Annotated in this window: 21 protein-coding genes; 7 read left to right on the forward strand and 14 right to left on the reverse strand. The window is 41.5% G+C overall.

Annotated elements, in window-relative coordinates:
• Positions 1-166: 166 nt before the first annotated feature.
• Together prsK and AAW31_RS06375 are read right to left on the reverse strand one after the other, a co-directional pair.
• Positions 167-2,257 (reverse strand): XrtA/PEP-CTERM system histidine kinase PrsK, encoded by a 2,091-nt coding sequence (gene prsK / locus AAW31_RS06370; protein ID WP_046849608.1) that lies wholly within the window; start codon positions 2,255-2,257, stop codon positions 167-169.
• A 21-nt stretch (positions 2,258-2,278) separates the two neighbouring features.
• Positions 2,279-3,679 carry a TIGR03013 family XrtA/PEP-CTERM system glycosyltransferase gene (locus tag AAW31_RS06375; RefSeq protein WP_046849609.1) on the reverse strand — a complete coding sequence of 467 codons (1,401 nt, stop codon included), beginning with the start codon at positions 3,677-3,679 and terminating at the stop codon, positions 2,279-2,281.
• 1,014 nt (positions 3,680-4,693) lie between these two features.
• Here AAW31_RS06375 and dapF point away from each other — a divergent pair.
• Together dapF and AAW31_RS06385 are read left to right on the forward strand one after the other, a co-directional pair.
• Entirely contained in the window at positions 4,694-5,548 is an 855-nt protein-coding gene (gene dapF / locus AAW31_RS06380; RefSeq protein WP_046849610.1) for a diaminopimelate epimerase, read from the forward strand.
• A 233-nt stretch (positions 5,549-5,781) separates the two neighbouring features.
• Complete coding sequence (locus tag AAW31_RS06385) at positions 5,782-7,488, forward strand: ABC transporter ATP-binding protein (protein ID WP_046851557.1); 1,707 nt, start codon at positions 5,782-5,784, stop codon at positions 7,486-7,488.
• Between the two features lie 79 nt (positions 7,489-7,567).
• Here AAW31_RS06385 and AAW31_RS06390 read toward each other — a convergent pair whose 3' ends face one another.
• The 12 genes from AAW31_RS06390 to AAW31_RS06445 all read right to left on the reverse strand — a co-directional run bounded on the left by AAW31_RS06390 (position 7,568) and on the right by AAW31_RS06445 (position 19,594).
• Complete coding sequence (locus tag AAW31_RS06390; RefSeq protein ID WP_046849611.1) at positions 7,568-8,800, reverse strand: multifunctional CCA addition/repair protein; 1,233 nt, start codon at positions 8,798-8,800, stop codon at positions 7,568-7,570.
• Positions 8,801-8,810: 10 nt separating this feature from the next.
• A complete protein-coding gene (locus AAW31_RS06395) occupies positions 8,811-10,685 on the reverse strand; it encodes a transglycosylase SLT domain-containing protein (protein ID WP_235264517.1) in 1,875 nt (624 codons plus the stop codon).
• A 210-nt stretch (positions 10,686-10,895) separates the two neighbouring features.
• A complete protein-coding gene (gene gdhA, locus AAW31_RS06400) occupies positions 10,896-12,239 on the reverse strand; it encodes an NADP-specific glutamate dehydrogenase (RefSeq protein ID WP_046849612.1) in 1,344 nt (447 codons plus the stop codon).
• A 555-nt stretch (positions 12,240-12,794) separates the two neighbouring features.
• Positions 12,795-13,094: a DUF167 domain-containing protein gene (locus AAW31_RS06405; protein ID WP_046849613.1), complete on the reverse strand. Its 300-nt coding sequence runs from the start codon at positions 13,092-13,094 to the stop codon at positions 12,795-12,797.
• The gene (locus AAW31_RS06410) at positions 13,094-13,666 is read right to left on the reverse strand and encodes a YggT family protein (protein WP_046849614.1); all 573 of its coding nucleotides are present in this window, start codon (positions 13,664-13,666) and stop codon (positions 13,094-13,096) included. Before AAW31_RS06410 ends, AAW31_RS06405 begins: the two co-directional genes overlap by 1 nt.
• Positions 13,667-13,705: 39 nt before the next feature.
• Positions 13,706-14,518, reverse strand: a complete 813-nt coding sequence (gene proC / locus AAW31_RS06415) for a pyrroline-5-carboxylate reductase (protein WP_046849615.1) — start codon at positions 14,516-14,518, stop codon at positions 13,706-13,708.
• Between the two features lie 219 nt (positions 14,519-14,737).
• Positions 14,738-14,944 carry a DUF2905 domain-containing protein gene (locus AAW31_RS06420; protein WP_046851559.1) on the reverse strand — a complete coding sequence of 69 codons (207 nt, stop codon included), beginning with the start codon at positions 14,942-14,944 and terminating at the stop codon, positions 14,738-14,740.
• Between the two features lie 80 nt (positions 14,945-15,024).
• A complete protein-coding gene (gene mutM, locus AAW31_RS06425; RefSeq protein WP_046849616.1) occupies positions 15,025-15,840 on the reverse strand; it encodes a bifunctional DNA-formamidopyrimidine glycosylase/DNA-(apurinic or apyrimidinic site) lyase in 816 nt (271 codons plus the stop codon).
• Positions 15,840-16,703, reverse strand: coding sequence for a DUF4340 domain-containing protein (locus AAW31_RS06430; RefSeq protein ID WP_046849617.1), 864 nt, complete (start codon positions 16,701-16,703; stop codon positions 15,840-15,842). Before AAW31_RS06430 ends, mutM begins: the two co-directional genes overlap by 1 nt.
• Before the next feature lie 4 nt (positions 16,704-16,707).
• A complete protein-coding gene (locus AAW31_RS06435) occupies positions 16,708-18,063 on the reverse strand; it encodes a GldG family protein (protein ID WP_046849618.1) in 1,356 nt (451 codons plus the stop codon).
• A gap of 36 nt (positions 18,064-18,099) precedes the next feature.
• Positions 18,100-18,843 carry an ABC transporter permease gene (locus tag AAW31_RS06440; RefSeq protein ID WP_046851560.1) on the reverse strand — a complete coding sequence of 248 codons (744 nt, stop codon included), beginning with the start codon at positions 18,841-18,843 and terminating at the stop codon, positions 18,100-18,102.
• Positions 18,844-18,847: 4 nt separating this feature from the next.
• Entirely contained in the window at positions 18,848-19,594 is a 747-nt protein-coding gene (locus AAW31_RS06445) for an ABC transporter ATP-binding protein (RefSeq protein ID WP_309567552.1), read from the reverse strand.
• 443 nt (positions 19,595-20,037) lie between these two features.
• Here AAW31_RS06445 and AAW31_RS06450 point away from each other — a divergent pair, with 443 nt between their 5' ends.
• From AAW31_RS06450 to AAW31_RS06470, 5 genes are all read left to right on the forward strand, one after another.
• The gene (locus AAW31_RS06450) at positions 20,038-20,745 is read left to right on the forward strand and encodes an OmpA family protein (protein ID WP_052752118.1); all 708 of its coding nucleotides are present in this window, start codon (positions 20,038-20,040) and stop codon (positions 20,743-20,745) included.
• 281 nt (positions 20,746-21,026) lie between these two features.
• Positions 21,027-21,236: a hypothetical protein gene (locus tag AAW31_RS06455; protein WP_144412864.1), complete on the forward strand. Its 210-nt coding sequence runs from the start codon at positions 21,027-21,029 to the stop codon at positions 21,234-21,236.
• Between the two features lie 112 nt (positions 21,237-21,348).
• Positions 21,349-21,561 (forward strand): hypothetical protein, encoded by a 213-nt coding sequence (locus AAW31_RS06460; RefSeq protein WP_144412865.1) that lies wholly within the window; start codon positions 21,349-21,351, stop codon positions 21,559-21,561.
• 209 nt (positions 21,562-21,770) lie between these two features.
• Positions 21,771-22,478: a bifunctional 2-polyprenyl-6-hydroxyphenol methylase/3-demethylubiquinol 3-O-methyltransferase UbiG gene (gene ubiG, locus AAW31_RS06465; protein WP_046849623.1), complete on the forward strand. Its 708-nt coding sequence runs from the start codon at positions 21,771-21,773 to the stop codon at positions 22,476-22,478.
• 10 nt (positions 22,479-22,488) lie between these two features.
• On the forward strand, positions 22,489-23,136 hold the full coding sequence (locus tag AAW31_RS06470; RefSeq protein ID WP_046849624.1) for an HAD family hydrolase: 648 nt from the start codon (positions 22,489-22,491) through the stop codon (positions 23,134-23,136).
• Positions 23,137-23,155: the final 19 nt, after the last annotated feature.

Genomic DNA, 23,155 nt, shown 5'->3' on the forward strand with positions numbered 1-23,155 from the left:
TATATTAATATTCAATTAATTAAATTATAATTACACTCCAGACAGGCTTTCACTAGTATCACCAAAAGCAATTTGCATGATATCAGATGGAATTTATAAATAGTTATCAAAAAGACTAAGAATGAAAAACCGGACTAAATTATAAAAGATAGAGAATATAGTTAATCTAAGAGACAACCTTATTTTCTTGATAATTTTTAGAAAGTGGCAAATAAATTGAGAAAGTTGTTCCTGCAGATTCTTGACTGACAACATCAAGCTGCCCTCCGAGCTCGTTAATATATTCTTTACTCTCAAAAACACCAATGCCCATACCTGCTGTTTTAGTAGACTCAAAAGGCTTAAAAAGCTTTTTCTGAATAAATTGTTCGCTCATGCCATGCCCATTATCTTCGATTTCTATCAGAGCAGAACTATCTTTTTTTAAGAGTCGAACCCAAACTTGACCATTCTTTGGAGTAGCTTCAATTGCATTCTGAATTAGATGGCTAATCACTCTCTCAAGACGAGAATAATCAGCCATTACCATTAAATTTGAATGAGTAATTTCAAGTGCAGGCTTGGGTATATGGAAAGATTTCCTCTCCATGATCTGTTGTAACAGTTGATCAAGAGAAAGAATTCCTAATTTTTCGGATTGATTTCCAGTGCTTAATTTTTCAAGTAACCGTTTCATTTTACTGACTGAAAAACTCACCGTTTCGATCATATCTTTCTGAAATTCAGGATTATTCTTATGTTTTTCAGCATTTGAAAGTAACAAAGACAATTGAAAAATCAGATTTTTGATATCATGCACGACAAAAGTTGACATACGATTGAAAGATTCAAATTGACGTGCGATGGAGAGTGCATTAGCAGCTTCGTATTGTGCCAAGTAGCTTGATGCCTGAGTACCCGCAACCCTCAATAAATCCCTTACTTCCCAATTTAAACTAATAGTACTCCTAGGTTCAACCAATACGATAAATCCCAGCAATTCTCGATGCAAGATTAATGGCACGATCAGTCGAGCTCTTGGAATATCAGATAGCCAATTTGGCAACACCAAGGATGAATATTTCCTTGGGTCGGAGCAAAACTCCTGTAAATCAATCACCCACGCCTTTTCTTCTAAGAACTTACAAAATTCATTGTCAGCTTCAATAGTTTTATTTTTTAGAAAAATGTTCCAACAACCAATCAATTGATATCTTCCATTTTCCTGTCTAAACCATAACCCGCCTGCAGGACTTTCCACAAGTTGTGCAAGCGCTTTGATTGCACGCGCTGTTAGCTCCAGCTCACCTTCTGAAAGAGTTCGTGTAAAACGCAACCATTCTTCACGGTAATCATAGTTAGAACTATAAAAATGCTTACTAATAAATACTTTAAGCCAAGCACGCGTGACATCAGAAAATAGTAAAATGATAAGAAGTAGAACAGCACCAAATAAAAAAGTTAGCTGTAAAATTCCTCCCCAAGCCCCACCGGAAAGCCTTAGGTAGTAACCAACAGCCGCCATCACAAGCAAATATATGACTGCACTGAGTAAGGCAGACGTATAGAACAAAATATGCCGTGAGATACAAATTCCTATAAACCACTTTGGATTACGGGCAACTGCGAGCGCGATCAAAGGAACAGTCAAAGCATCTACCCACCCTCGAGCAATCCATATGTCACTATTTACTTTTCTGAACAAAAGTGCATCACTAAATAAGTAAAAGTCATATACAAAAATACCTCCTATCCCCAGGCAGATAAGTTTTATTCTCCAGCGTTGTTCAGATGACATGTTTCTGTAATATTGCTCAACGAGAACCATGCCAATTACGGCCATTATCACACCTGTAAAAAAGGTGCTATAAGAAGCAGGTTGACCATGCGAGGTAAATTCGCCGTCATAATTTCCATTAAAAAAAATAGCCAGTATGAAAAAAATAAGATAAAGCACTGCTATGGCGGCTACCGCAGGCCTTATTTTCAGAGGAATAGAATTTTCTTTCCTTTGCTGAAAAGGATTCAGTAACGCTATTAAAAATATAGACCAACCTGCATTGCGCAAAATTTCAAGAATTTCTATGAGAAAAGTTAGTGAAAAACCCCAGTATGATTGGCTTGCGATAGCAACCGCCCAAAAAGCAGAAACTATACAAACAATTGCCAGCAGTGATCCATATAAGCGTCCACGCCAATTCGTCAGCAAAAGGACAAATAAGAACAAATAAGCTACTGCTGCTGTAACATAGCTAGCCGCGGTGATTGTTGCCCACATATTAGAAGTAGTATTTGACTATCATCTATTACTTTTACCCAAAAGAACCACACCTACAGTCTCTATAAGTATGATGAGATCAAGAAATAAGCTCTGATTTTTTATGTAGTAGAGATCATATTGCAGCTTTTCGATTGCGTCTTCTACCGAAAAGGCATAGGGATAATGTACTTGCGCCCATCCGGTTATCCCAGGCTTAATACTATGTCTAACATTGTAGTAAGGCACCTTCTCAATAAGCATATCAACGAAATAAGGCCATTCAGGGCGAGGCCCCACCAAACTCATTTCTCCTTTAAGCACATTCATAATCTGAGGAAGTTCATCTATCCTTAATCTCCGAATAATCTGCCCAATTTTGGTAACATGAGGATCATCTATTGCTGTCCATTGCGTTTGCTCACTTCTTTCCGCATCATTCCGCATACTACGAAATTTAATTATCAGGAAATTCCTCCCCCCTTTTCCCACTCTTTCCTGTCGATAGAAAACAGGTCTACCATCTTCTATTAAAATGAAAATCATCGTTAATAATATGACGGGTAGTGTCACAAACAAAAGTAATAGACTTGCAAGCAAATCAAAAATACGCTTAATCATGGTTCTAGAAAAACTTTGATCAAAACCACCACCAAATACTAACCAACTTGGATAAAGTGAATCCATACGAATTTGACCGCACTCACGTTCAAATAGATTGGCGATATCTGTCACCTTAATACCATGCATCTTACATTCCAATAACTCCTGAATAGGAAATCCTCCCCCTCTCCGTTCCTGTGTTGCAATGATTATCTCGTTAGCATCATACTGATTAACCAGATAGGGTAAAGAACTATGTGCTGGTAATACTACCGAGACAGGCACGTGCCGATCTTCGCCAAAAAATGGAATAAAACCCACGATATCTAGATTACGTAAAGTTGAGCTATTTTCTGTTAAACTCAAAAGCTCTCCTGCCATACTTCCTGTTCCAAGCACTATCGCGCGCGTCCGAAGAACTTCCAGATTATTAGGCCATCGAAAAAAAATCATGCGTGTTATAAGAATTAATAATAACGCGAGTAATATCACTATCGTTAATAGCCCACGACCTAGGTATAATTTCGGAAACAGATAAAAAATCAGGGCCATGATTGCAAAACCCATGGCTAATGATGGCATCAAGCGCAATAATGTAGATTCAATATCCAGCTTTGAATCTTGCTGGTACATACCCATCATGGCCATACATGTAATCATTACAAAAATAAAAACGATGGCGCCTGGTAACTGAGAAAGGAGCAAATCAATAAAGGAAATTTTAAAATAATGAAAATGAATACTACTACCTAGAAAAAAGACAGTCATTAGCAGACAAACTTCTATACTAATAAGCAATATCGTGAATTTAGAAATATAATGATTATAAATACGAATCAAAACACCCTTCCTAATTAAAATAGTGTAAGTAAAATAAGCTCAATATGCTTTCCTCTTTCTGATTACTCAATACCACTCTAAATAAAAAATAATCAATGACTTCCCCATTGGGTCTATTATTTGCATCCTTATTTTCTAATGTTTAATTGCCTCATTTGCGGAAATTCAGGCAGCATAATCGATTATTTGGATAAGATTTATACTTTTCAAAGTATTAAGTATATAGCTGCTACAATTTGCATAATTTTCAATCAATGAATAATTCCTTATCCTGTCCATTAATTCAGGACAACAGGGGCATTGATAACGATACACTGGCCATCATTAAAACAAAATCAGATGCAAAAAATTAACAAACTGGCACATATTTATAAGATGGGGATATGTCAACATTACCATTCCTAAGAATATATAACGATTAAAAATAAGAAAATCTTAAAAGATCTCCCATCTTCTAAGATTGAGATTGAAATTAATGTCTATTTATGCATCCGAAGCGAGATCATTAACATACAAAAGCTACCAATCTTTCTAAAGCATCACAGGGTCGCATACGGGGCCGTAGAAATTGCTAATAATGATAAAGAAAACGAAGATATTTTTTGTGGATTTTTGTAGATGAGAATAAATTGGTTTTGGAGTAGAACGATGATTTCCACCGAGTTAAACTGATACTCTTCTACTGAGCAGCCTAACCCTTCTTTGATCTATTTGATTAAAACACAATACAATTATAATGATCAATGCGCTACGGCATAGAGTCTAGTGTTATATATTTTGATTTTGCAAAAAATTTTCCCTTCGCAAGCAATTCCATTTCTAAATCAAGAATGACGCGAAGGCGAGCCACAGCCAGTATCAATGATACGGCAAGGTGAAGCTGACAAAGTCAGTTTTGATTTAGAAATGAAATAATGACACATCAACTCAATTTCCGTACCAGCCTATCGATCCAGACGAGGCAAGATTAAATTCGCCAGATTATTAAAATCACGACTAATAAATAAAAATTGTATGAAAATAAAATTTACCAAAATGCATGGGTTAGGTAATGATTTCGTGGTCATTGATGGTATTAATCAAGCCATTTCACTTACTCCTGAGAATATTCGCTGGCTAGCCGACCGCCATTTTGGAGTCGGCTGTGATCAGGTGTTATTAGTTGAAAAAGCAACGAACAATGCGGATTTCCGCTACCGGATTTTTAATGCTGATGGCGGTGAAGTAGAGCAATGTGGGAATGGTGCACGCTGTTTTGTACGTTTTGTGTATGACCATAGTTTAACCAAAAAGAAAGAAATTCGTGTTGAAACAGCAAGCGGCTTAATCTTTCCCAGATTGGAAAGTGATGGCGAGGTGACGGTCAATATGGGTATTCCCACATTTGAACCGGCAGATATTCCCTTTTTAGCTGAAAAACATGATTTGACCTATACACTCGATATTAATAATAAACAAATAGAGATTAGTGTGGTTTCTATAGGCAATCCTCATGCCGTTCAGATTGTATCCGATATCGAAGATGCTGCAGTATCCACAGAGGGTAGACTGATAGAATCACATCCCCGTTTTCCTCAACGTGTTAATGCAGGTTTCATGCAAATTATCGATCCTCATCATATTAAATTGCGCGTTTATGAGCGCGGAGCGGGCGAAACATTGGCCTGCGGCACAGGTGCCTGTGCCGCAGTGATCACGGGTATAGCACGTGGTCTACTGGCATCTAAAGTCAAAGTCAGTACTCACGGTGGTAATTTATGGGTACAGTGGGAAGGAAAAAATCAACCTGTATTTATGACGGGTCCTGCAGTCACTGTTTTTGAAGGAGTGACCGAATTATCCCCTAATGAGCATCGAAATGAGAAATGAATTACTAATATAAAATAATAACGTAAAATAAGTATAAGATTTTGAGTCCGCTATCAGCCGAGTTACATCTCAACTAAATAATAAAACGAAGCCCATAATTTCTCCACGGCATTCTATTATAAATAAAAAGTATCGCACGTTTAAGACTATCAATACATCTATTGCAGCTGCATTTATCAGCATTATCTAACCTTCAGCCAATTAAAAATCAGGTAAAACAAAGAAATCAGTCTATGCGTACATTACTTACCTACATTACGGTTTTTCCGCGACGCAGCGCATTCGTACTGATTGCTCTATTATTAGCAGGAGTCGCTGAAGCGCTTAGCCTGACAGCATTGCTCCCCCTTCTTTCCGTCGCGGTGGGGGAAGCAGATGAGTCCAGTATAGGACGATTTATGGTTCAAAACCTACAACGTATCGGAATTGAACCTACTATTGATATCATCTTGATGATTATTGTTAGTGGCATGCTCATCAAGGGAATGATCCTGCTTCTCACGAACCGGCAGGTAGGTTATACCGTCGCGCATGTCGCTACTGCCCTGCGCCTAAATCTCATTAAAGCGTTACTTGCCAGTCGCTGGCAATATTATTTACGTCAGCCAGTTGGCGCGCTGGCCAATTCAGTTGCTACAGAAGCCTATCGCGCGGCAAATGGTTTCGAGCATAGCGTCGATGTACTTGCGTTATCCATTGTGGTCCTTGTGCACGTTATTGTTGCACTATTCATTTCCTGGCAGGCCACCATTGGCTCTCTCCTTATTGGCATCATTCTGTTTTACGCACTGCATCGGTTGGTCCGTGCAACCCGGCGGGCAGGAACAAAACAAACTCACTTACTGCGCCATTTATTGAGCTATTTATCAGACGTGTTAAGTTCAGTGAAATCCTTAAAAGCAATGGCACGAGATAATGTGGCTGACGCCATTTTGCGTGATCAATCTTATCAATTAGAAAAAGCCACCCGCAAAGAAGTCATCAGTAGAGCTGCACTACTGGCATTACAAGAACCCATACTCGCAACACTAACAGCAAGCGGCTTATATCTCGCTTTAGTCGTTTGGAATCTTTCCCTGCCAGAAGTAATGGTGATGGTTTTTTTGTTAACCCGAATTCTTGGGGTGCTTAACAAAATACAACGCCGTTACCAGCAGCTGGCAGTTCAGGAAAGCGCTTATTGGGCGCTACGTACAGCAATTGACGAAGCTCAGGCTGCAGCTGAAAGAACCACAGGTACTTTAACACCCACTCTTCAGCAAGGTATCAGCCTTCGTCATATCGCCTTTGATTATGACCGGAAGTCTATTTTCAACGATCTCAATATTGACATACCTATTAATACCTTTACTGCAGTAATCGGTTCTTCTGGTGTGGGTAAAAGTACTTTGCTCGACTTGCTATGCGGACTTGCAGAACCTAAGTCCGGCGAAATTCTTATTGATGGGGTTGCATTACATAATATTGAACTGCGGCAATGGCGGCAGTTAATCGGATACGTATCTCAGGATACAGTACTACTCCATGATACGATACTCAACAATATACTCGTAGGCGCCTCTGCACTTAATTCTGCTGATGCGGAACGGGCGCTACAACAGGCTGGTGCCTGGGATTTTGTCAACTCCTTCCCAGAAGGTTTACAGACGGTGGTTGGTGAACGAGGAGGTATGCTTTCTGGTGGACAACGTCAACGCATCGCGATTGCTCGAGCACTAGCTCATCAACCACTCCTGCTGCTGCTAGATGAACCAACCAGTGCGCTTGACCCAGAAAGTGAAAAAACAATTTGCGAAACACTGCAAAGACTAGCGCAAGATTACACGATCGTCGCAGTATCACACCAACCTGCAGTCATCAATGCTGCTGATCGTGTTTTTATTCTTTCCAATGGCCAAGCAGAGCTATTAACCCATACACAAAATAAAAACACTCACTAGCGTGGAACGATTAAATCAGCAAAGTTGGCGCACTGCGATTATCTGCAAGACTGTATTTCTAATTGATTTGAAAATGAAATTAACTAAAACAGTTTGTTATCTCGGCAATGCGTGCCTCACGCACCCTGGCATTGATTAACTTAGGCAAATCAGTCGGATCCACATCGCTTCGCTTGAGTTCAGCAGCAATGGTGCCTGCATCAACATTTCTAGCAGCGGTAAATGCTTTAATTAATCGTTCAAATTGTGGATAGGGCTTACCAGCATAGCCTGGGCGACCGTGAAAATCACAAGCGCAGGCCTCGAGAAATGCTTGAAAACGATTGGGTTTACGGTACGCATCCGTTACCTGCAACATATCGGCAATCGTTGCAGAACGTAGCTCCTCAGCGCGATGCACATCCCCATGGAAGCGAGCCACCAGTAGTGCCAAATCTCGTTCTTCCTTTGGAATTTTAATACGTTCACTCAGATCTTTCACTAATGCTACGCTGCGCATTTCGTGTCCGATGTGTCGTGGCCACTCATCCGGAGGGGTTGTTCCCTTGCCAAGATCGTGAGTAAGCGTAGCAAAACGAACAGTTAATGAATACTGGCGTGATGCTGCATAATCAATCGCCATCATGACATGCACACCGGTGTCAACCTCTGGATGAGACTGTGCTGGCTGCGGAACACCGAATAACGCATCAACCTCAGGAATAATGCGCGATAGCGCACTGCATTCGCGCAGAGCATAAAACATGCGAGAAGGATGACGCTCCATCAATCCACGCGCAATTTCCTGCCATACCCGCTCTGGTACCAGTGCTTCAGTTTCTCCGTTATGCACCATCTCTCTCATTAAATCCAGTGTCTCAGGAGCAATATGAAAACCAAAGCGTGCAGTAAAACGGGCAACACGCAGTACCCGGACCGGATCTTCCACAAAAGCTGGACTGATATGACGCAGCACACCTGCTTCAAGATCAGCAATGCCATTAAATGGATCGATAATATTATCATTTTGATCCTTAGCAATGGCATTAATCGTCAGATCACGCCGGGCTAAATCTTCCTGTAATGTCACCTCTGGAGAGGCAAAGACTTCGAATCCCTTATAGCCACGCGAAACCTTTCGTTCAGTACGTGCTAATGCATACTGCTCTTGAGTTTGAGGGTGAAGAAAAACTGGAAAATCCTTACCAACAGGGCGAAAGCCAAGCTGCACCATTTCTTCCGGATGAGAACCCACAACAACATAATCATGATCTTTTACCGGCAGTCCCAGTAATTCATCACGTACTGCCCCCCCTACTCGATAAATTTTCATGAAAAGACCATTATTGCTTAGGGGAAACAGTTCCCAAGCGTTGTGTTAATGTGAATATAGGTTGGTGACCAAAGTTACTTGCATAATACATTGAATTATTTAAGACTACTTTGACATAATCACGCGTTTCGTTGAAAGGAATCGTCTCAGCATAAATTGCTCCTTCCAATGGCCTTATGTTATCTCTCCACTGCTTAGCCCGACTTGGTCCAGCGTTATAAGCAGCCGCAGCCAATAATGGCTGATTATCAAATATAGTCAATACATGCTTCAAATAATAAGTTCCTAATCGAAGATTGGTATTGATATCAGTAACAAGATGATGATGAAAATTCTGCATACCTAATTTTTCTGCAACCCATTTTGCAGTGGCCGGCATTAACTGCATTAAACCCATAGCGCCAGCGGTCGATTTAACATCAGAAAGAAAGCGACTTTCCTGGCGAATAAGGCCGTATACAAATGCTTCATCAAGCTCCTGATAACGCAATACTTCTCTCATCTGCTCACGGTAGGGTGCAAGGTAACGCAAATTGAAGTTATGCTGTGATACAGTCTTGATAGCTGTATTGATCGCACGATCATATAATCCATAGCGATAGGCCACCTCTGCAGCAGCTAACAATTGCGCATCATTAAAATTACGGATTGTCCAGGCCCACTCACGATGTGCTTCTATGAGCAGATTGAGCTGGTATAGCGCAAGTGCACGCTGAATTCCGGGCACCCGCTGCATATCGCTGATTTCTTGCATGCTGGGTTGATAATTAGTAGCTGGTTCACTAAGCATAACCCCCAACTCTTCTTTTGCGATTTGCCCATAATAGCTGTGCTCCTGGCTAAGCGGCGCAAGAATCTCATTAGCCGCGACGAGTTCGCCTTTAGTTTTTAACGCTCGCGCCTTCCAGTAACGCCATACATCAGTTTGCTGCATAGCAGAGGGCATGCTCTCTATGCATTGCATCACGAGATCCCACCTCCCCTCTCGCAGTGCAACCCGAGCTTTCCAGGCAAGCTTAGCCTCTGTAAGGGGATAGGCCTGCTTGCTGTTTGCAGCATCCAAAAACCAACCTAGGGTCCGGGGATCTTGCCTAATGGCTGCTCGGTATGCCAGAGCACTCATAAAGTAGGATTGATCGGATTCTGGAAATTGCTTGTGTATTTTGTACCAACGCGCATAAGCCTGATTCGTCCCGCTACGCAGTAGCTGGGAGAGGGCAAATAACGCAATTTCACGATCAGCCCGGGATCTAAAGTCATGCTGATATTTCTCCAGATAACGTTGCGGATCTTTAGCCGCTTCCTTGAGTTTCTGCTCATTAAGGGCCTGGTTATCTGGTAAATAGCGGCTAACATGCCTCGCTACCCCCGTATTCCCTGCTTCAAGCGCTAGCCTGATCCGAGACCAAATATCTGCTGATGATATTTGTCCTGAAGCAATCAACAGATTGAATACGGGAGTACAGCTATTAGGCAGATCACGCTCAGTCAACCAAAGTAATCGGGCTTCACCCGCTACCTCTCTATCTCTCACAGTTAGACGCTGCTGCAGAGAATAGCAGATGAGCTCCTCATCTTTATTACTCAACTTTGGATATTCTTCTGCAAATAATGCCCATTGTTGCTTTTTTCCAAGAATTCTTAACCAGTCTCCACGTAATCTATCTGCAACGAGGCTATCCTGATGACGGGCAAGAAAAGCCCTAATGGTGTTTATATCCGTTGTTCCCAGATATAACCGTAATTGATAATATTCTACATACGGTGCAAGCACATAATTTTGCAAGTTTCTTGCGTAAAATGCTACACGGACAGCATCTCCCGTCTTAAAAGCCTCTCGTATCGCCAAAAAATCTTCTTCTTGGCCAGCTACAAGCGAATTCATGTAACAGATCAGAAATAAATTGAATAAAAATTTTCTCATGCCAGAATTATTAAATTTAATCCAAAATACAAGAGAGTAAACATCATTGGAAACCACAAGTCTTATCTGTCAGCTCTGGATTACCGCTCTACCTCATTGCGATGATCTATAGATTAAAAACCACAAAGCTTTATTGCAAGAAAGTAATCCATTTTTCCATTACCTCAATATTTAAATGACACCTTGAGCCAGCATAGCATCAGCCACTTTAACAAAACCAGCGACATTGGCTCCATCCACATAATTGATACGACCATCTTCCTGCTCGCCATATTGCAAACATGCAGTGTGAATAGCTCTCATAATTTCCTGTAAACGTGCATCGACTTCTTCATGCGTCCAGAAAAGTCGCATCGCTTGTTGGCTCATTTCCAAACCCGATGTGGCTACTCCTCCTGCATTGCTCGCTTTACCTGGCGCAAACAGAACTTTAGCATGTTCGAAACGTTTCACAGCCCCAGCGGTACAAGGCATATTTGCGCCTTCTGCCACACAGATCACCCCGTTTTTGATCAAATGTGACGCATCGTCTTCACTAATTTCATTCTGCGTCGCACACGGCAAAGCAACATCTACGGGCACATGCCATGGTTTCTCTCCTGAAAGAAAACTCGCTCCTATTCTTTGAGCATACTCACTCGCCCGGCCATAAAGATTATTTTTCACATCTGACAATATTGCGAGTTTTTCAGGTGTGAATCCCGCTTCATCAACCACTGTTCCACTTGAATCCGAAATAGTCACCACTTTTGCACCAAAAGCCATTGCTTTTTCTATGGCATATTGCGCTACATTACCTGATCCTGATACGGCAATGCGAAGGCCATCTAATGATTGACCGACATATCTAAGCATTTCATCCACAAAATAAACTGTACCATAACCTGTCGCCTCAGGACGAACCAATGAACCACCAAAACTGATTCCTTTACCAGTAAACACACAATCTGAACGATTAGTCAATTTTTTTACCATACCCGCCATATATCCCACTTCGCGGCCACCCACACCAATATCACCCGCAGGAACATCTGTATCAGCACCAATATGACGGAATAGTTCGCTTACAAAAGCCTGACAGAAACGCATGATTTCACCGGGACTTCTTCCTTTAGGATCGAAATCTGCCCCCCCTTTACCGCCACCCATAGGTAGTGTTGTCAAAGCATTTTTAAACGTTTGTTCAAATGCTAAAAACTTGAGAATGGATAGATTAACCGAAGGATGAAAACGAATTCCCCCTTTATATGGGCCAATCGCCGAGTTATGTTGTATACGATACCCACGATTAACTTTTACTTCACCGCTATCATCGACCCAGCAAACACGGAAGATAATGATGCGCTCTGGCTCAACGATTCTATCCAGTAAACCATGCTCAGCATAGCGAGGATTACGGGTAATAAAAGGCCATAAACTTTCAATAACCTCAGTAACAGCTTGCATATACTCTACTTGGCCAGGGTTACGTTCAGAAACATAATTCCTGAACTCCTCAATATTCTTATACCTCATCCTGCATTTTCTCCTCTAAAATTAAATAAATGACCATTCCAGCTTTACACATTCTGCCATCAATCCATACTATTTCACTGGATTTTTATTCGATTGCAAATTATTTTTTTACCTGAAGAAAACGATATGCTGCGTGCTTATTAGCAAAGTACAAATTAGCCCATTAACTATATAAACAAATAATTCCACTTCTAAATCAAAAATGTCGTGAAGGCGAGCCGAAGACAGTATCATAACCATACGGCAAGGTGAAGCCGACAATGCCAGTTTTGATTTAAAAATGGAATAAGAATGGCATACGAACAATTTTTTTTACTTAATTATAAATACTAAGAATACTAAGCAAAAAACAGGTTGATAGGAATTTTTTATAGAAAAAAGTTAGAGGATACATGACGCATCGTGCACGATTACATCATGCTAGTTTGTTGTGAAAGTATCCGCCAGGCTTTTATTCTATTGCTAAATCAAAACTGACTTTGTCGGCTTCACCTTGCCGTATGGTTGTGATACTGCCTGCGGCTCGCCTTCGCGTTCATTTGGAAATGGTATACCTTATTTCAAGCAATCATCAGCAGAAAGTACTTGTGGCCCAAGAGAAGGTTGATAGATTTCGACTATCTTGTAGCGGGATTGCATTCCCTGTTTGATGGATACCTGCCGTAAGGGTACCTGAAAACGTTCTGCAAGAAATTTTAATAGCACTTTATTTGCCTTACCTTCCACAGGTGGAGCAGAAAGTCTTATTTTAAGCGCATCACCGTGCAACCCTGCCAATTCGGTATGCTTTGCGCCTGGCTGGATATAAAGCGTTAAAATAAGATTGCAATTGCCATCGTATTGATACCAGCTCATCAGAACATGACTGAAATTCCCTGTTGCACATTTCCCACAATCATTAACAGCAACTGTAACAGGATAATGGCGAATAAGGGCGATAGATCAACATTAGCGATAGGCGGAATATAGCGTTGAAAAATACTCAGAATAGGTCGTGTGAAACCGTCAAGTATTGGCGCCAATGGGCTGTAAGGATTAATCCAGGAAAGCACTGCTTGTACAATCAGCATAATCATCACAATGTACAGCGTCATTCTAACAAGCTCAATTAATGCGAGTAGCCCAAATCCTATGAATGTGCTTATAAGCGATGAATCGAGCCCATAACCTTTTAAATTACTTACTCCCACAAGGATAATAAATTGTGTCAACCAGGCCAGCACCAATGTGGAAAGATCAAAGCCCCTCCAAGCAGGAATTACCCGGCGCACCGGCAGAACGATAAAATTGGTAACGGCTACAAGAAATTTCGATAAGGGATTATAGGAAGGAGTACGCAACAATTGCATATAGAAGCGTAGCAGCAGCGCAAGGGAAAATAAGCCAAGTACAGTATCTAAAAGAAATATCAGTATTTGATTGGACATCACATGCTCCCTGGAAATTTTGATACTAAGAGTTTAAAGCTATAGGCTGCCTAATTCATCACCCATTTGTTGAGCACGCTTGAAAGCCACATGAACTGCACGCACAATTGCATTTTTAATATCCTCCTGCTCCATCTTTAGCAGTGCCTGCTCAGTCGTACCACCTTTCGAAGTTACCCGTGATCGTAAGATGCCAACATCTTCTTCACTTTGACCTGCAAGTTGCACGGCGCCTAGAAAGGTCTGCAAAGTCAGCTGCCTTGCTTGTTCGATACTCAAACCCAACTCCACTCCAACCTGCAGCATTGCTTCCATAAAATAAAAAACATAAGCCGGACCGCTACCTGAGATCGCCGTCACCGCGTCCAAAAGCGCTTCCTGTTCCACCCACAATACTAATCCCACCGCGTTCAGAATCGAGGTGGCATTTTCCTTCTGTTGATTAATCACAGTCGGTAATGCATATAAGCCTGTGACTCCAGCACGAATCAAAGAAGGGGTGTTGGGCATGGCCCGTACGATATAGTCATAGCTTCCTAGCCAGCGAGATAAATCGGATGTCCGAATGCCCGCTGCGATAGAAATAACCAACTGACCAGCAAGTAAGGGAGCAAGTTGCTTCGCTACAGTAAAAAGCTGCTGTGGCTTAACGGCTAAAATGATCACATCGCGATCGATAATACCTGCTCTAAGCTCAGTCCCAGTTGTTACTCCAAATTGATGTTTGATTTTTTCCCGATTTTCTGCATTTATTTCTACCACATGTATTTGTGCTCCAGGGTAGTCTTGCTGCAATAGCCCACCAATCAAGGCACTAGCCATATTGCCACCACCAACAAACGTAATATTCATGTTATTCCCAAACTTATTATTTCTATGCAAGCAACTACTCGCATTTAGCTAGTTTTAATCATTAACGCCAATACATTCTCAGGTTAAATTTCGTTGCTTTGGCTTAGGCAACTGTCTTATCCATTTCCAGATCAAAACTTGCTTTGTCGGCTTTACCATACCGTATGATTGATATTGCTTGCAGCTCACCTTTGCATCATTTTTGATTTAGAAATGGAATTAGCGTTTAAATATATTTATGATTATCGTGAGCACGATACTTACGATAATCATGGAAGTAATGGGGATAAAAACCTTTATTCGTTCTGTTTCTATCCTGATATCGCCAGGCAATTTACCAAACCAGCTTAATAGCCAGGGAGCTACATGCAATATTGCACCCAGAATAAGCAATATTGCGCCTGCAATCATGATCCATCGTGCCATAAAATCCATACTCAAAAGTAACGTTCATGTTAGAAAGGTTAGAATAGTATGCTGGCAGACCTAATAGATAGGCGAGCAACTCATTTTTGACACTCTGGACAATAAAAACTTGAACGCTGTCCTTGCTTAATCTGTTTAATTATACTGCCACATATTCGGCATGGCTGGTTTGCCCGGCCATATACCCAATATTGCTGCTGGAAATAGCCTGGACTCCCATCGCATTTAACAAAATCTCTTAAACTGCTGCCGCCAGCTTCTATTGCTGCACTAAGAATGGTCTTGATGGAGCAAGCCAATTTCTCATATTGACTCAGACTAATTTTACCGGCCATCGTTCTCGGATGGATACCGGCACGAAATAATGCCTCATTAGCATAAATGTTACCTATACCCACCACAATCCGATTATTCATCAGCACTTCCTTAATACTGCTAATACGATTCCGTGTCCTCTCATATAAGCTTTTTCCACCAAAAGATGGACACAACGGCTCCTCACCGAGCTGTGCCAGCAAGGGGTGTTGCATGACATCTCCTGTATTCCACAAAATTGCTCCAAAACGACGAGGATCTCTAAAACGAAGAATGACACCATTTGCAAGTTCCAGGTCAAAATGATCATGCTTCTGCGGTGGAACTTGAGCAAATATTAAACGCAAACTTCCAGACATACCCAAATGCACAATCAACGTCCCTTTGCTGCAAATGAGCAGGAGATATTTTGCACGTCGGACGATTGCAGTGATTTCCTGTCCTACCAGAACCTCTTCAAGATTACTCTGAATCGGCCATCGCAGGCGGGGATTCCTAACTATCACATGCACGATACGCTGGTTTAACAAATATGGCTCAATGCCTTGCCGCGTGACTTCGACTTCAGGTAATTCAGGCATTATTCCGTAAAGACCGCTTGCTCCTTATAAATCGAAAAAGGATCCAGCAATCGTTTACCGATACTACTGGAAAAATGGTAACGTATGCCTTCGTCTTCACGCAATAAGGTTAGCTCAGATTCATTCTGCTCAGCAATCAATTTAATCCTTCTTCCATCTTGCAGCATAATGCTGATTTTTTCTCCGTCCGTACCCACTTTACCAGAATTCAGTGTCAGATAGCTGGCATGAACCAATTGCCAGTTCTGAACCCATTGATTTAACTCATCCTGACTTAATGCTTGCTTCACATGCGGCGAATTCACTTGCCAGTTCTCTTCCTGCTTCAAATGAATATGCGCCAATTCAAACTCAACTGGAATCTCATCTTCCGCAAATACTTTTGAATCCAGCAGATCGGTGGGCAATACTGGCAACGTCGCAGCGTAGCGGGGTGAAATCAGAAATACCTGCTGCTTTGTTGCCAGATATTGCTCGCCGGTAATAGGCGCCAGATCACCAAAACTGAACAATTCTTGATCGACTTGCAGCTCAAGAACGGGTGATGCTAGACCATAGCGGCTCAGATTTACTGGTGGTAAAAGATACTGGCTGGTTGCAGAGAGCATTTCGAGGATGCGTTCAACTTTTACGTCATTCACTCTGCCTTGCACAGGTTCTCTCATCTGCCAGCGATTACCCGACCGACTTAATTCAATCAGGGTGTCTTCTCTAGTGATACGGATATGCTGCACTGCTTCCGCAGCGAGCGATGAAATTTTATAAGATTCCTCTTCCTGTAACGAAGGTTTAATGTAGAGAAACGCTGCCAGCGCCATGACGGTGACAAACATAATCAGATTAAGCCAGGAATGGGAATGCATAGGGTTACCTTCTCCTACGATGCCACCAAATCATTATTCCGCTCACCAGAAACAGCAAGGGAAGCACAATGAGAAAGCTAATAACCATCACGGTTAATGCAGGTTCTTTTAATATTAATTGACTATCAATGGTTGCCCGAGGTTGAATAGTAATCAAATCCTCATCACCTGCAAGCCAGTTGACCAGATTCATTCCAAAATCGATATTACCGCCATTCCCTAGATAGGTATTTGCCAGCAAATGTCCGCTTCCAACCACAACGATACGCTGCTCGCGCTCATCAATAGTACGTTTCAATGCCACTGCCACGCTAACCGGACCCGCCACATCATCAGTTTCATTAAAAGTAGGCGCATCATTCAACTCTCCAGTCTCCACCCATCCTTCTGGCGCCACTTCAACCAATGAAGTACCCTGCCATTTCTCGTTTTCATTGAAAATAATCTGTCGTGCAAAAGGAAATACCGAAATAAAATCAAAATCCTCAGTGATAGCATGTTGTCCATAAATTGTTCCCAGTGCAAACGTGATAGGCGCTCTCAATCGTTTAGCCTGGGGATCGACCACCACACCAGGTGTGAAAGTCAAATCTAATTTTTCAGCCAGCGGCAACAGGCCATATAATGATTCTTGGTCTACCAACCATAATAAATTGCCGCCACGCTCGATGTAATCAAGCAATATATCTACTTCACCAGCCATCAAATCAGTTTGTGGAGAGGCAATGATAAGCACACTTGTATTGGATGGGATTTCCATTGTGCTAGCCAGATTAAGTGCTTCGCCTCTAAAGCCATTTTCTGTCAATTTCTTGCCAAAGTCTCCCATATCACGATTAGCAATGCCATCTAGCTTACGTTCACCATGGCCTGAAAGTATCATCAATTGCTTTTGATCAGATCGAGCCAATCGCATCAATGCATTGGTAAAGGTTTGTTCATTAATAGTGGTAAGATGTTCACTTCGATCATTAAAAGCTATCACCATTTCGCCATTCATTCTGACGCCTGCTTCTTCAGCAAGATGAGGCTGCTCAATGGGATCAATAAAGTTAAGCGTAAGATCAGGCTTAATTCGCTGGTAGGCAACAATAAAATCACTAATAATTTTTCTGATATCTCCTAGCTGAGGATCCTGGTGAGTGGCATAAACCGTGACCATCACTGGACCATTGAGTTTTTGCACCACATCCAGGCTGGCCTTACTCAAGCTATTACGATTATTCTGACTGATATCCCATTGTGTACGAAACTCAAACGCCAGATAACCCAGCATACTAACCAATACCAAGAGCAACACAACAAATAACCCATTTTGCAACAGCAAATGGAGTCGCAATTTTTTATTAACTGTAATCATTCAGATCATGTACCCAAAAACACTGGCAATCCAGGCTCATCCATGAAGCCGTTTTCCATCCAGGCGACGAATAGTCAATATGAGAAAAGTAAGGATAAAAAGAACCAAAAAAGCGAGACTGAATGAATCAATCAAACCACGATTGAAGCTTTCATAATGTCTGAGCAATGAAAAATTTTGTATAACACTACTTGTATTAGTTGCCACCACATCTGCTATCCATAAAACCAGTAATATACCTAATGTCCCTACCGCAGCAATTGCTGGATGGGAAGTCAAGCTGGATATATATAACCCAATAGAAATAAAACAGGCAGCCAGCAGTGATAAACCGATCATATTGCTTAATAGCAAGCCAAGATCCATTGCTCCTCCAATAAGCAAAGAAAGAGACAGCATCACTGCAAGCAGCATAGCTAATAAAAAGAATATCATTAACCCCAGGAATTTACCCAGTACAATAGCCGTCAAGGAAATTGGGGCAGAGATTAGCAAAGTCATAGTATGGTTACGCCACTCTTCTGCCATCAGGCGCATCGTTAACAAAGGTGTTGCTACCAGCAATACTAATGAGGCTACCGCAAATACCGGCACTATAATAACTTCTGTCGCCCCGGGCGGATTAGCAATCTGCATGAGTTGTGATTGCAACTCTAAAAAAGCATCGAGTTGCCCCAAAAAAACCCAAGTTAGCATTAACTGGATCAGTGCAAGAAAAGTCCAGGCCAAGGGTGAAACAAACAACAACTTCAGTTCTTTGCTGGCGATAGTCAGAATCATTTTCTTAATTCCCGGTATGTCCATTTCTTAGAGTAAATTGCTCAAAAATTTGCTCAAGGCTGAGATTTTTTTGTTTGAGTTCTGCTAGCGCAGCGCTAAACACCATCGTGCCTTGATTCATGATTTGAACTCGATCACATACACCTTCGACTTCCGGCAGTATATGTGTAGAAAGAACCACACTAGAAGTTTTACCAAGCTCACGAATTAGTATTCGAATTTCTCTTATTTGATTAGGATCTAATCCGATAGAAGGTTCATCAAGAATAATAACCTCAGGCTGATGAATAATCGCCTGGGCAATGCCTACACGTTGTTGATACCCTTTGGATAATGTATTGATCAGCCGTTTTCCTATATCATTGAGACCGCAACGTTGTTTAACTTCGGTCAATACGGAATCGATTCTTGATAGATTAATATGGTGCAATCTAGCAGCAAACCGGAGATATTCATCTACTGTTAATTCCTTATACAATGGTGGGTTTTCAGGCAAATAACCAATATAGCATTTGGCTTGTTGAGGATGTTTAAGCAAATCGACCCCACAAATTTGCACACTACCACTCGTTGGAGCCAAGTTACCTGTCAGCATCTGCATCGTCGTGCTCTTTCCTGCACCATTAGGACCTAACAAGCCTAATACTTCACCTCGCCTTAATTCCAGATCAACTTGGTGCACTGCAGTATGCTTACCGAAATTGCGGCTGAGGTTACAAGCAGAAATAGTCACATTAGGAATATCATTCACTAGCACACTCGGTTTCAAAAATTAACGATTAATAAATTGATGTTCATACACCACCGCTAACAGCAGCAATTCAATAAACATCCATTAATTTTTCAGATAAAATATTTATAAACATCATGATGGCACCGAAGATTAAACGAATCATTGTCATCATCATTGCCATCAATTATTCCAATTAAATTTTAACTTTAGAACATTCTCTTTAGAAATTGTCTAAAGAGCTATCATATCAACCTATTCTATCAGGCCGTTCCAATTGATTGCCACAGTGTTGCGCAATAACAACAAACTGGTTTGACAAAAACAAAAACATGGACTCATAATCCGCTCAAGTAATGCATTAATTATCAATTTATTAATGAGTGTCACGAGATCGCATCAGCAGCAAATGATTTTGTGGGGGTTGTTTTGAGTGAATCAAAATTACAAAAAAGGACAATAGCATGAAAAAGAGAACGTCGACCAGGAAATATCTAATAGAAGCAATCGTTTTATCGCTACTCTTAATTTCAACAATGGCTTTGGCTGAAACACAAGCTGGGACATATTATAAGCAAGGCGAAAGTGATGCAGCGAAAATACCAGGTTATAATGTAAATGATCGTGGAGTAATATCCAGAAACACTACAGGTTTATGTTGGCGTACCAGAGATTGGACAGAAGAAAATGCGGATTGTTCATGTGACCCACAGGCTCCTAAATGTCAAAAACCGGTAGAACAGGTTGCCGCGCCTACTCCCCCTGCTCCGATCACCGAACCAGAAAAAATCACTTTTTCTGCGGATGCGCTATTTGATTTTGACAAGGCTGTCCTTAAACCTCAAGGAAAGGAATCTTTGGATGACTTTGCCAATAAACTGAGAAATATTAAATACGATCTTATCATTGCTGTCGGTTATGCCGATCGTATCGGTTCGGATGACTATAATAAACAACTCTCCATGAGACGTGCTGAAGCAGTTAAGAATTATCTGGTTACTGCCAATGGCATCAGCCCAGACCGCATTTTTACGGACGGGAAAGGAGAGGCTAACCCTGTGACGGGTGACAGTTGCGCAGGTACCAAGAAAACCAAAGCATTAATTGATTGCTTGGCACCTGACCGTCGGGTAGAAATTGAAGTAGCAGGCACACAGGAAGGTAACTACTAAGATTAGTTTCAGATTTCATACAAGACAAAAAGCCCTGCCGTTCCGCAGGGCTTTTTTGTTAAAATGTAATAAAAAGGGCCGGTCTGTAACTGGCGCCTCAATTTTGAAGCACCTCGGATCATTCCGGATGAACCAGAAAACTTGTATTGATCGATCCGGCTATAGTGATTAATGATGGCATGGGCAAAGTTATCCTGCCAAATTTACAGATATGAATACAGCTCACTTCTCTTAATCATATTAGCCTGAATTATCATGTGATCATCCCAAGCTTACTCAACTTGTGCACTCAATATCATAACTATTACGCTGATCAGCTCGATTTACCCGTGCATATTCACCTGCATGAAGCTCACGATGAAATGATATACAGCCTAAATACCTGTGAACTTTGTCCACTTGCACGTTTATATCAGCATGGTTTGCTTGGCTCCAGGCTGATTGGGGTACATATGATCCATTTGATCGAAAGTGAAATTAAATTACTCTGACAACAAGATTGTAATAATGCACATTGTCCTTCACCTGATCGCAAGCTAGCGATCGGATTTGCTCTGGTTAGTGATTTATTAGCACATGGACTCAATGTCTGTATTGGTACAGATGGTTACTCTAAACGGAGCCATTGCATGGGGCTCGATAAAATCATGGATTCCTTTAGCGATTGGCAAAGCCGCAGATATCAAAAAACCCATCGATTTCTCGAGTCTTACACTCTCTCCTTGCTTTGATCCTATTTCACATCTTGTTTATGTTGCAGACCACGAACTTGTTATTCGATTTCCAAATCAAAAACGACGCGAAGGCAAAACATAGACAGTAGCAATAATACGGCAAGGTTAAGTCGACAAAGTTAGTTTTCAAAGTCAGCTTTCATTTACAAATGGAATTACTCGTGTCCGGGTCAATGGCAAACTATTGCTGGATAACAGAGAACTTGCTACTCTGAACGAAAATAATCAATCGAGCACAATATATTAATGGCAAAAACGCCTCAATAGCAAAAATATAGGGTAGAAAATCTTATGGAAGATGATGGTATCAATGCAGATCCGATCGAACTGGAAAAATTCAGCCAACTTGCCCATCGTTGGTGGGATCCTAATAGTGAATTTAAACCACTACATGACATTAATCCATTACGGCTTGATTACATCGATCAACTAAGTGGAGGGTTGAAGGAAAAAACTGTGGTAGATGTCGGCTGTGGCGGTGGCATATTATCTGAAGCAATGGCTGCACGTGGGGCAAAAACAACAGGCATTGATTTGAGTGATAAGGCACTCAAAATTGCTAAACTTCATCTGCTCGAAAGTGGGCAGCAAGTTGATTATCGAAAAATAACGGTTGAGATGCTTGCTAAAGAACAGCCGCACCATTTTGATATTGTCACTTGCATGGAAATGCTGGAGCATGTACCCGATCCTGCCAGCGTAATAAAAGCATGCGCCCAGCTAACTAAACCCAATGGCTGGGTCTTTTTCTCGACCATTAATCGCAACCCGAAATCTTATCTCTTTGCCATTCTCGGGGCAGAATACATCCTTAAATTATTACCCAAAGGGACTCACGAATACGCTAAATTTATCAAGCCTTCTGAACTTGCGCGTATGGCGCGTGCCGCAGGATTAAATGATGCCAAAATTATTGGTATGACCTACAATCCTCTTACTAAAGTGTATGCGCTCGAGGCTGATACCAGTGTCAACTATATCATGGCATTTCCAGCTTAAAAGCGGATAAATGATTAAAGCAATTCTTTTCGATTTTGATGGCACAGTTGCCGATACTGCGCCTGATCTGGGTCATGCGCTTAATCGACAGCGCATAGCAAGAGGGTTATCTCCTTTACCGATTACCCTTATCCGCCGTTACGCATCGGCTGGATCACGTGGATTATTACATCTTGGTTTCAATCTCAAACCTGATGATGTAACCTACGAAGCGATGCGCGAGGAATTTCTACGCTTTTACGCCGAACGTTTGTGTCATGATACTTGCTTATTTCCAGGCATAGCTAATGTAATTGATCAGCTCGATATTCGCAATCTGCCTTGGGGAATAGTAACCAACAAACCCGCTCGCTTCACTCGCCCCCTCGTGCAAACATTAGGGCTACACCAGCGGGCAGCCTGCATTATCAGCGGCGATGAGACAGCTCATACCAAACCCCATCCGGAACCCTTGCTCACCGCATGCCGTCAAATGGATATTTCCCCACAGAACTGCATTTATCTCGGGGATGATCTTCGTGATGTCCAAGCCAGCATGGCAGCTGGAATAAAACCGATTGTTGCGCGTTATGGCTATTTAGGTAATGATGCACCACCTGAATCCTGGGGCGCAGATCATCTCATTAATCATCCAGAAGACTTGCTCAATTATATTTAAGACACTTCGTTAGAATCAA

It is taken from the genome of Nitrosomonas communis, assembly GCF_001007935.1.
Lineage (GTDB): Bacteria > Pseudomonadota > Gammaproteobacteria > Burkholderiales > Nitrosomonadaceae > Nitrosomonas > Nitrosomonas communis.

Coding starts and splice junctions, on each gene's coding strand:
- prsK (WP_046849608.1), bottom strand. CDS start 2,257: ATGTGGGCAACAATCACCGCGGCTAGCTATGTTACAGCAGCAGTAGCT.
- dapF (WP_046849610.1), top strand. CDS start 4,694: ATGAAAATAAAATTTACCAAAATGCATGGGTTAGGTAATGATTTCGTG.
- AAW31_RS06385 (WP_046851557.1), top strand. CDS start 5,782: ATGCGTACATTACTTACCTACATTACGGTTTTTCCGCGACGCAGCGCA.
- AAW31_RS06390 (WP_046849611.1), bottom strand. CDS start 8,800: ATGAAAATTTATCGAGTAGGGGGGGCAGTACGTGATGAATTACTGGGA.
- AAW31_RS06395 (WP_235264517.1), bottom strand. CDS start 10,685: ATGAATTCGCTTGTAGCTGGCCAAGAAGAAGATTTTTTGGCGATACGA.
- gdhA (WP_046849612.1), bottom strand. CDS start 12,239: ATGAGGTATAAGAATATTGAGGAGTTCAGGAATTATGTTTCTGAACGT.
- AAW31_RS06405 (WP_046849613.1), bottom strand. CDS start 13,094: ATGAGCTGGTATCAATACGATGGCAATTGCAATCTTATTTTAACGCTT.
- AAW31_RS06410 (WP_046849614.1), bottom strand. CDS start 13,666: ATGTCCAATCAAATACTGATATTTCTTTTAGATACTGTACTTGGCTTA.
- proC (WP_046849615.1), bottom strand. CDS start 14,518: ATGAATATTACGTTTGTTGGTGGTGGCAATATGGCTAGTGCCTTGATT.
- AAW31_RS06420 (WP_046851559.1), bottom strand. CDS start 14,944: ATGGCACGATGGATCATGATTGCAGGCGCAATATTGCTTATTCTGGGT.
- mutM (WP_046849616.1), bottom strand. CDS start 15,840: ATGCCTGAATTACCTGAAGTCGAAGTCACGCGGCAAGGCATTGAGCCA.
- AAW31_RS06430 (WP_046849617.1), bottom strand. CDS start 16,703: ATGCATTCCCATTCCTGGCTTAATCTGATTATGTTTGTCACCGTCATG.
- AAW31_RS06435 (WP_046849618.1), bottom strand. CDS start 18,063: ATGATTACAGTTAATAAAAAATTGCGACTCCATTTGCTGTTGCAAAAT.
- AAW31_RS06440 (WP_046851560.1), bottom strand. CDS start 18,843: ATGATTCTGACTATCGCCAGCAAAGAACTGAAGTTGTTGTTTGTTTCA.
- AAW31_RS06450 (WP_052752118.1), top strand. CDS start 20,038: ATGAAAAAGAGAACGTCGACCAGGAAATATCTAATAGAAGCAATCGTT.
- AAW31_RS06460 (WP_144412865.1), top strand. CDS start 21,349: ATGGTTACTCTAAACGGAGCCATTGCATGGGGCTCGATAAAATCATGG.
- ubiG (WP_046849623.1), top strand. CDS start 21,771: ATGGAAGATGATGGTATCAATGCAGATCCGATCGAACTGGAAAAATTC.
- AAW31_RS06470 (WP_046849624.1), top strand. CDS start 22,489: ATGATTAAAGCAATTCTTTTCGATTTTGATGGCACAGTTGCCGATACT.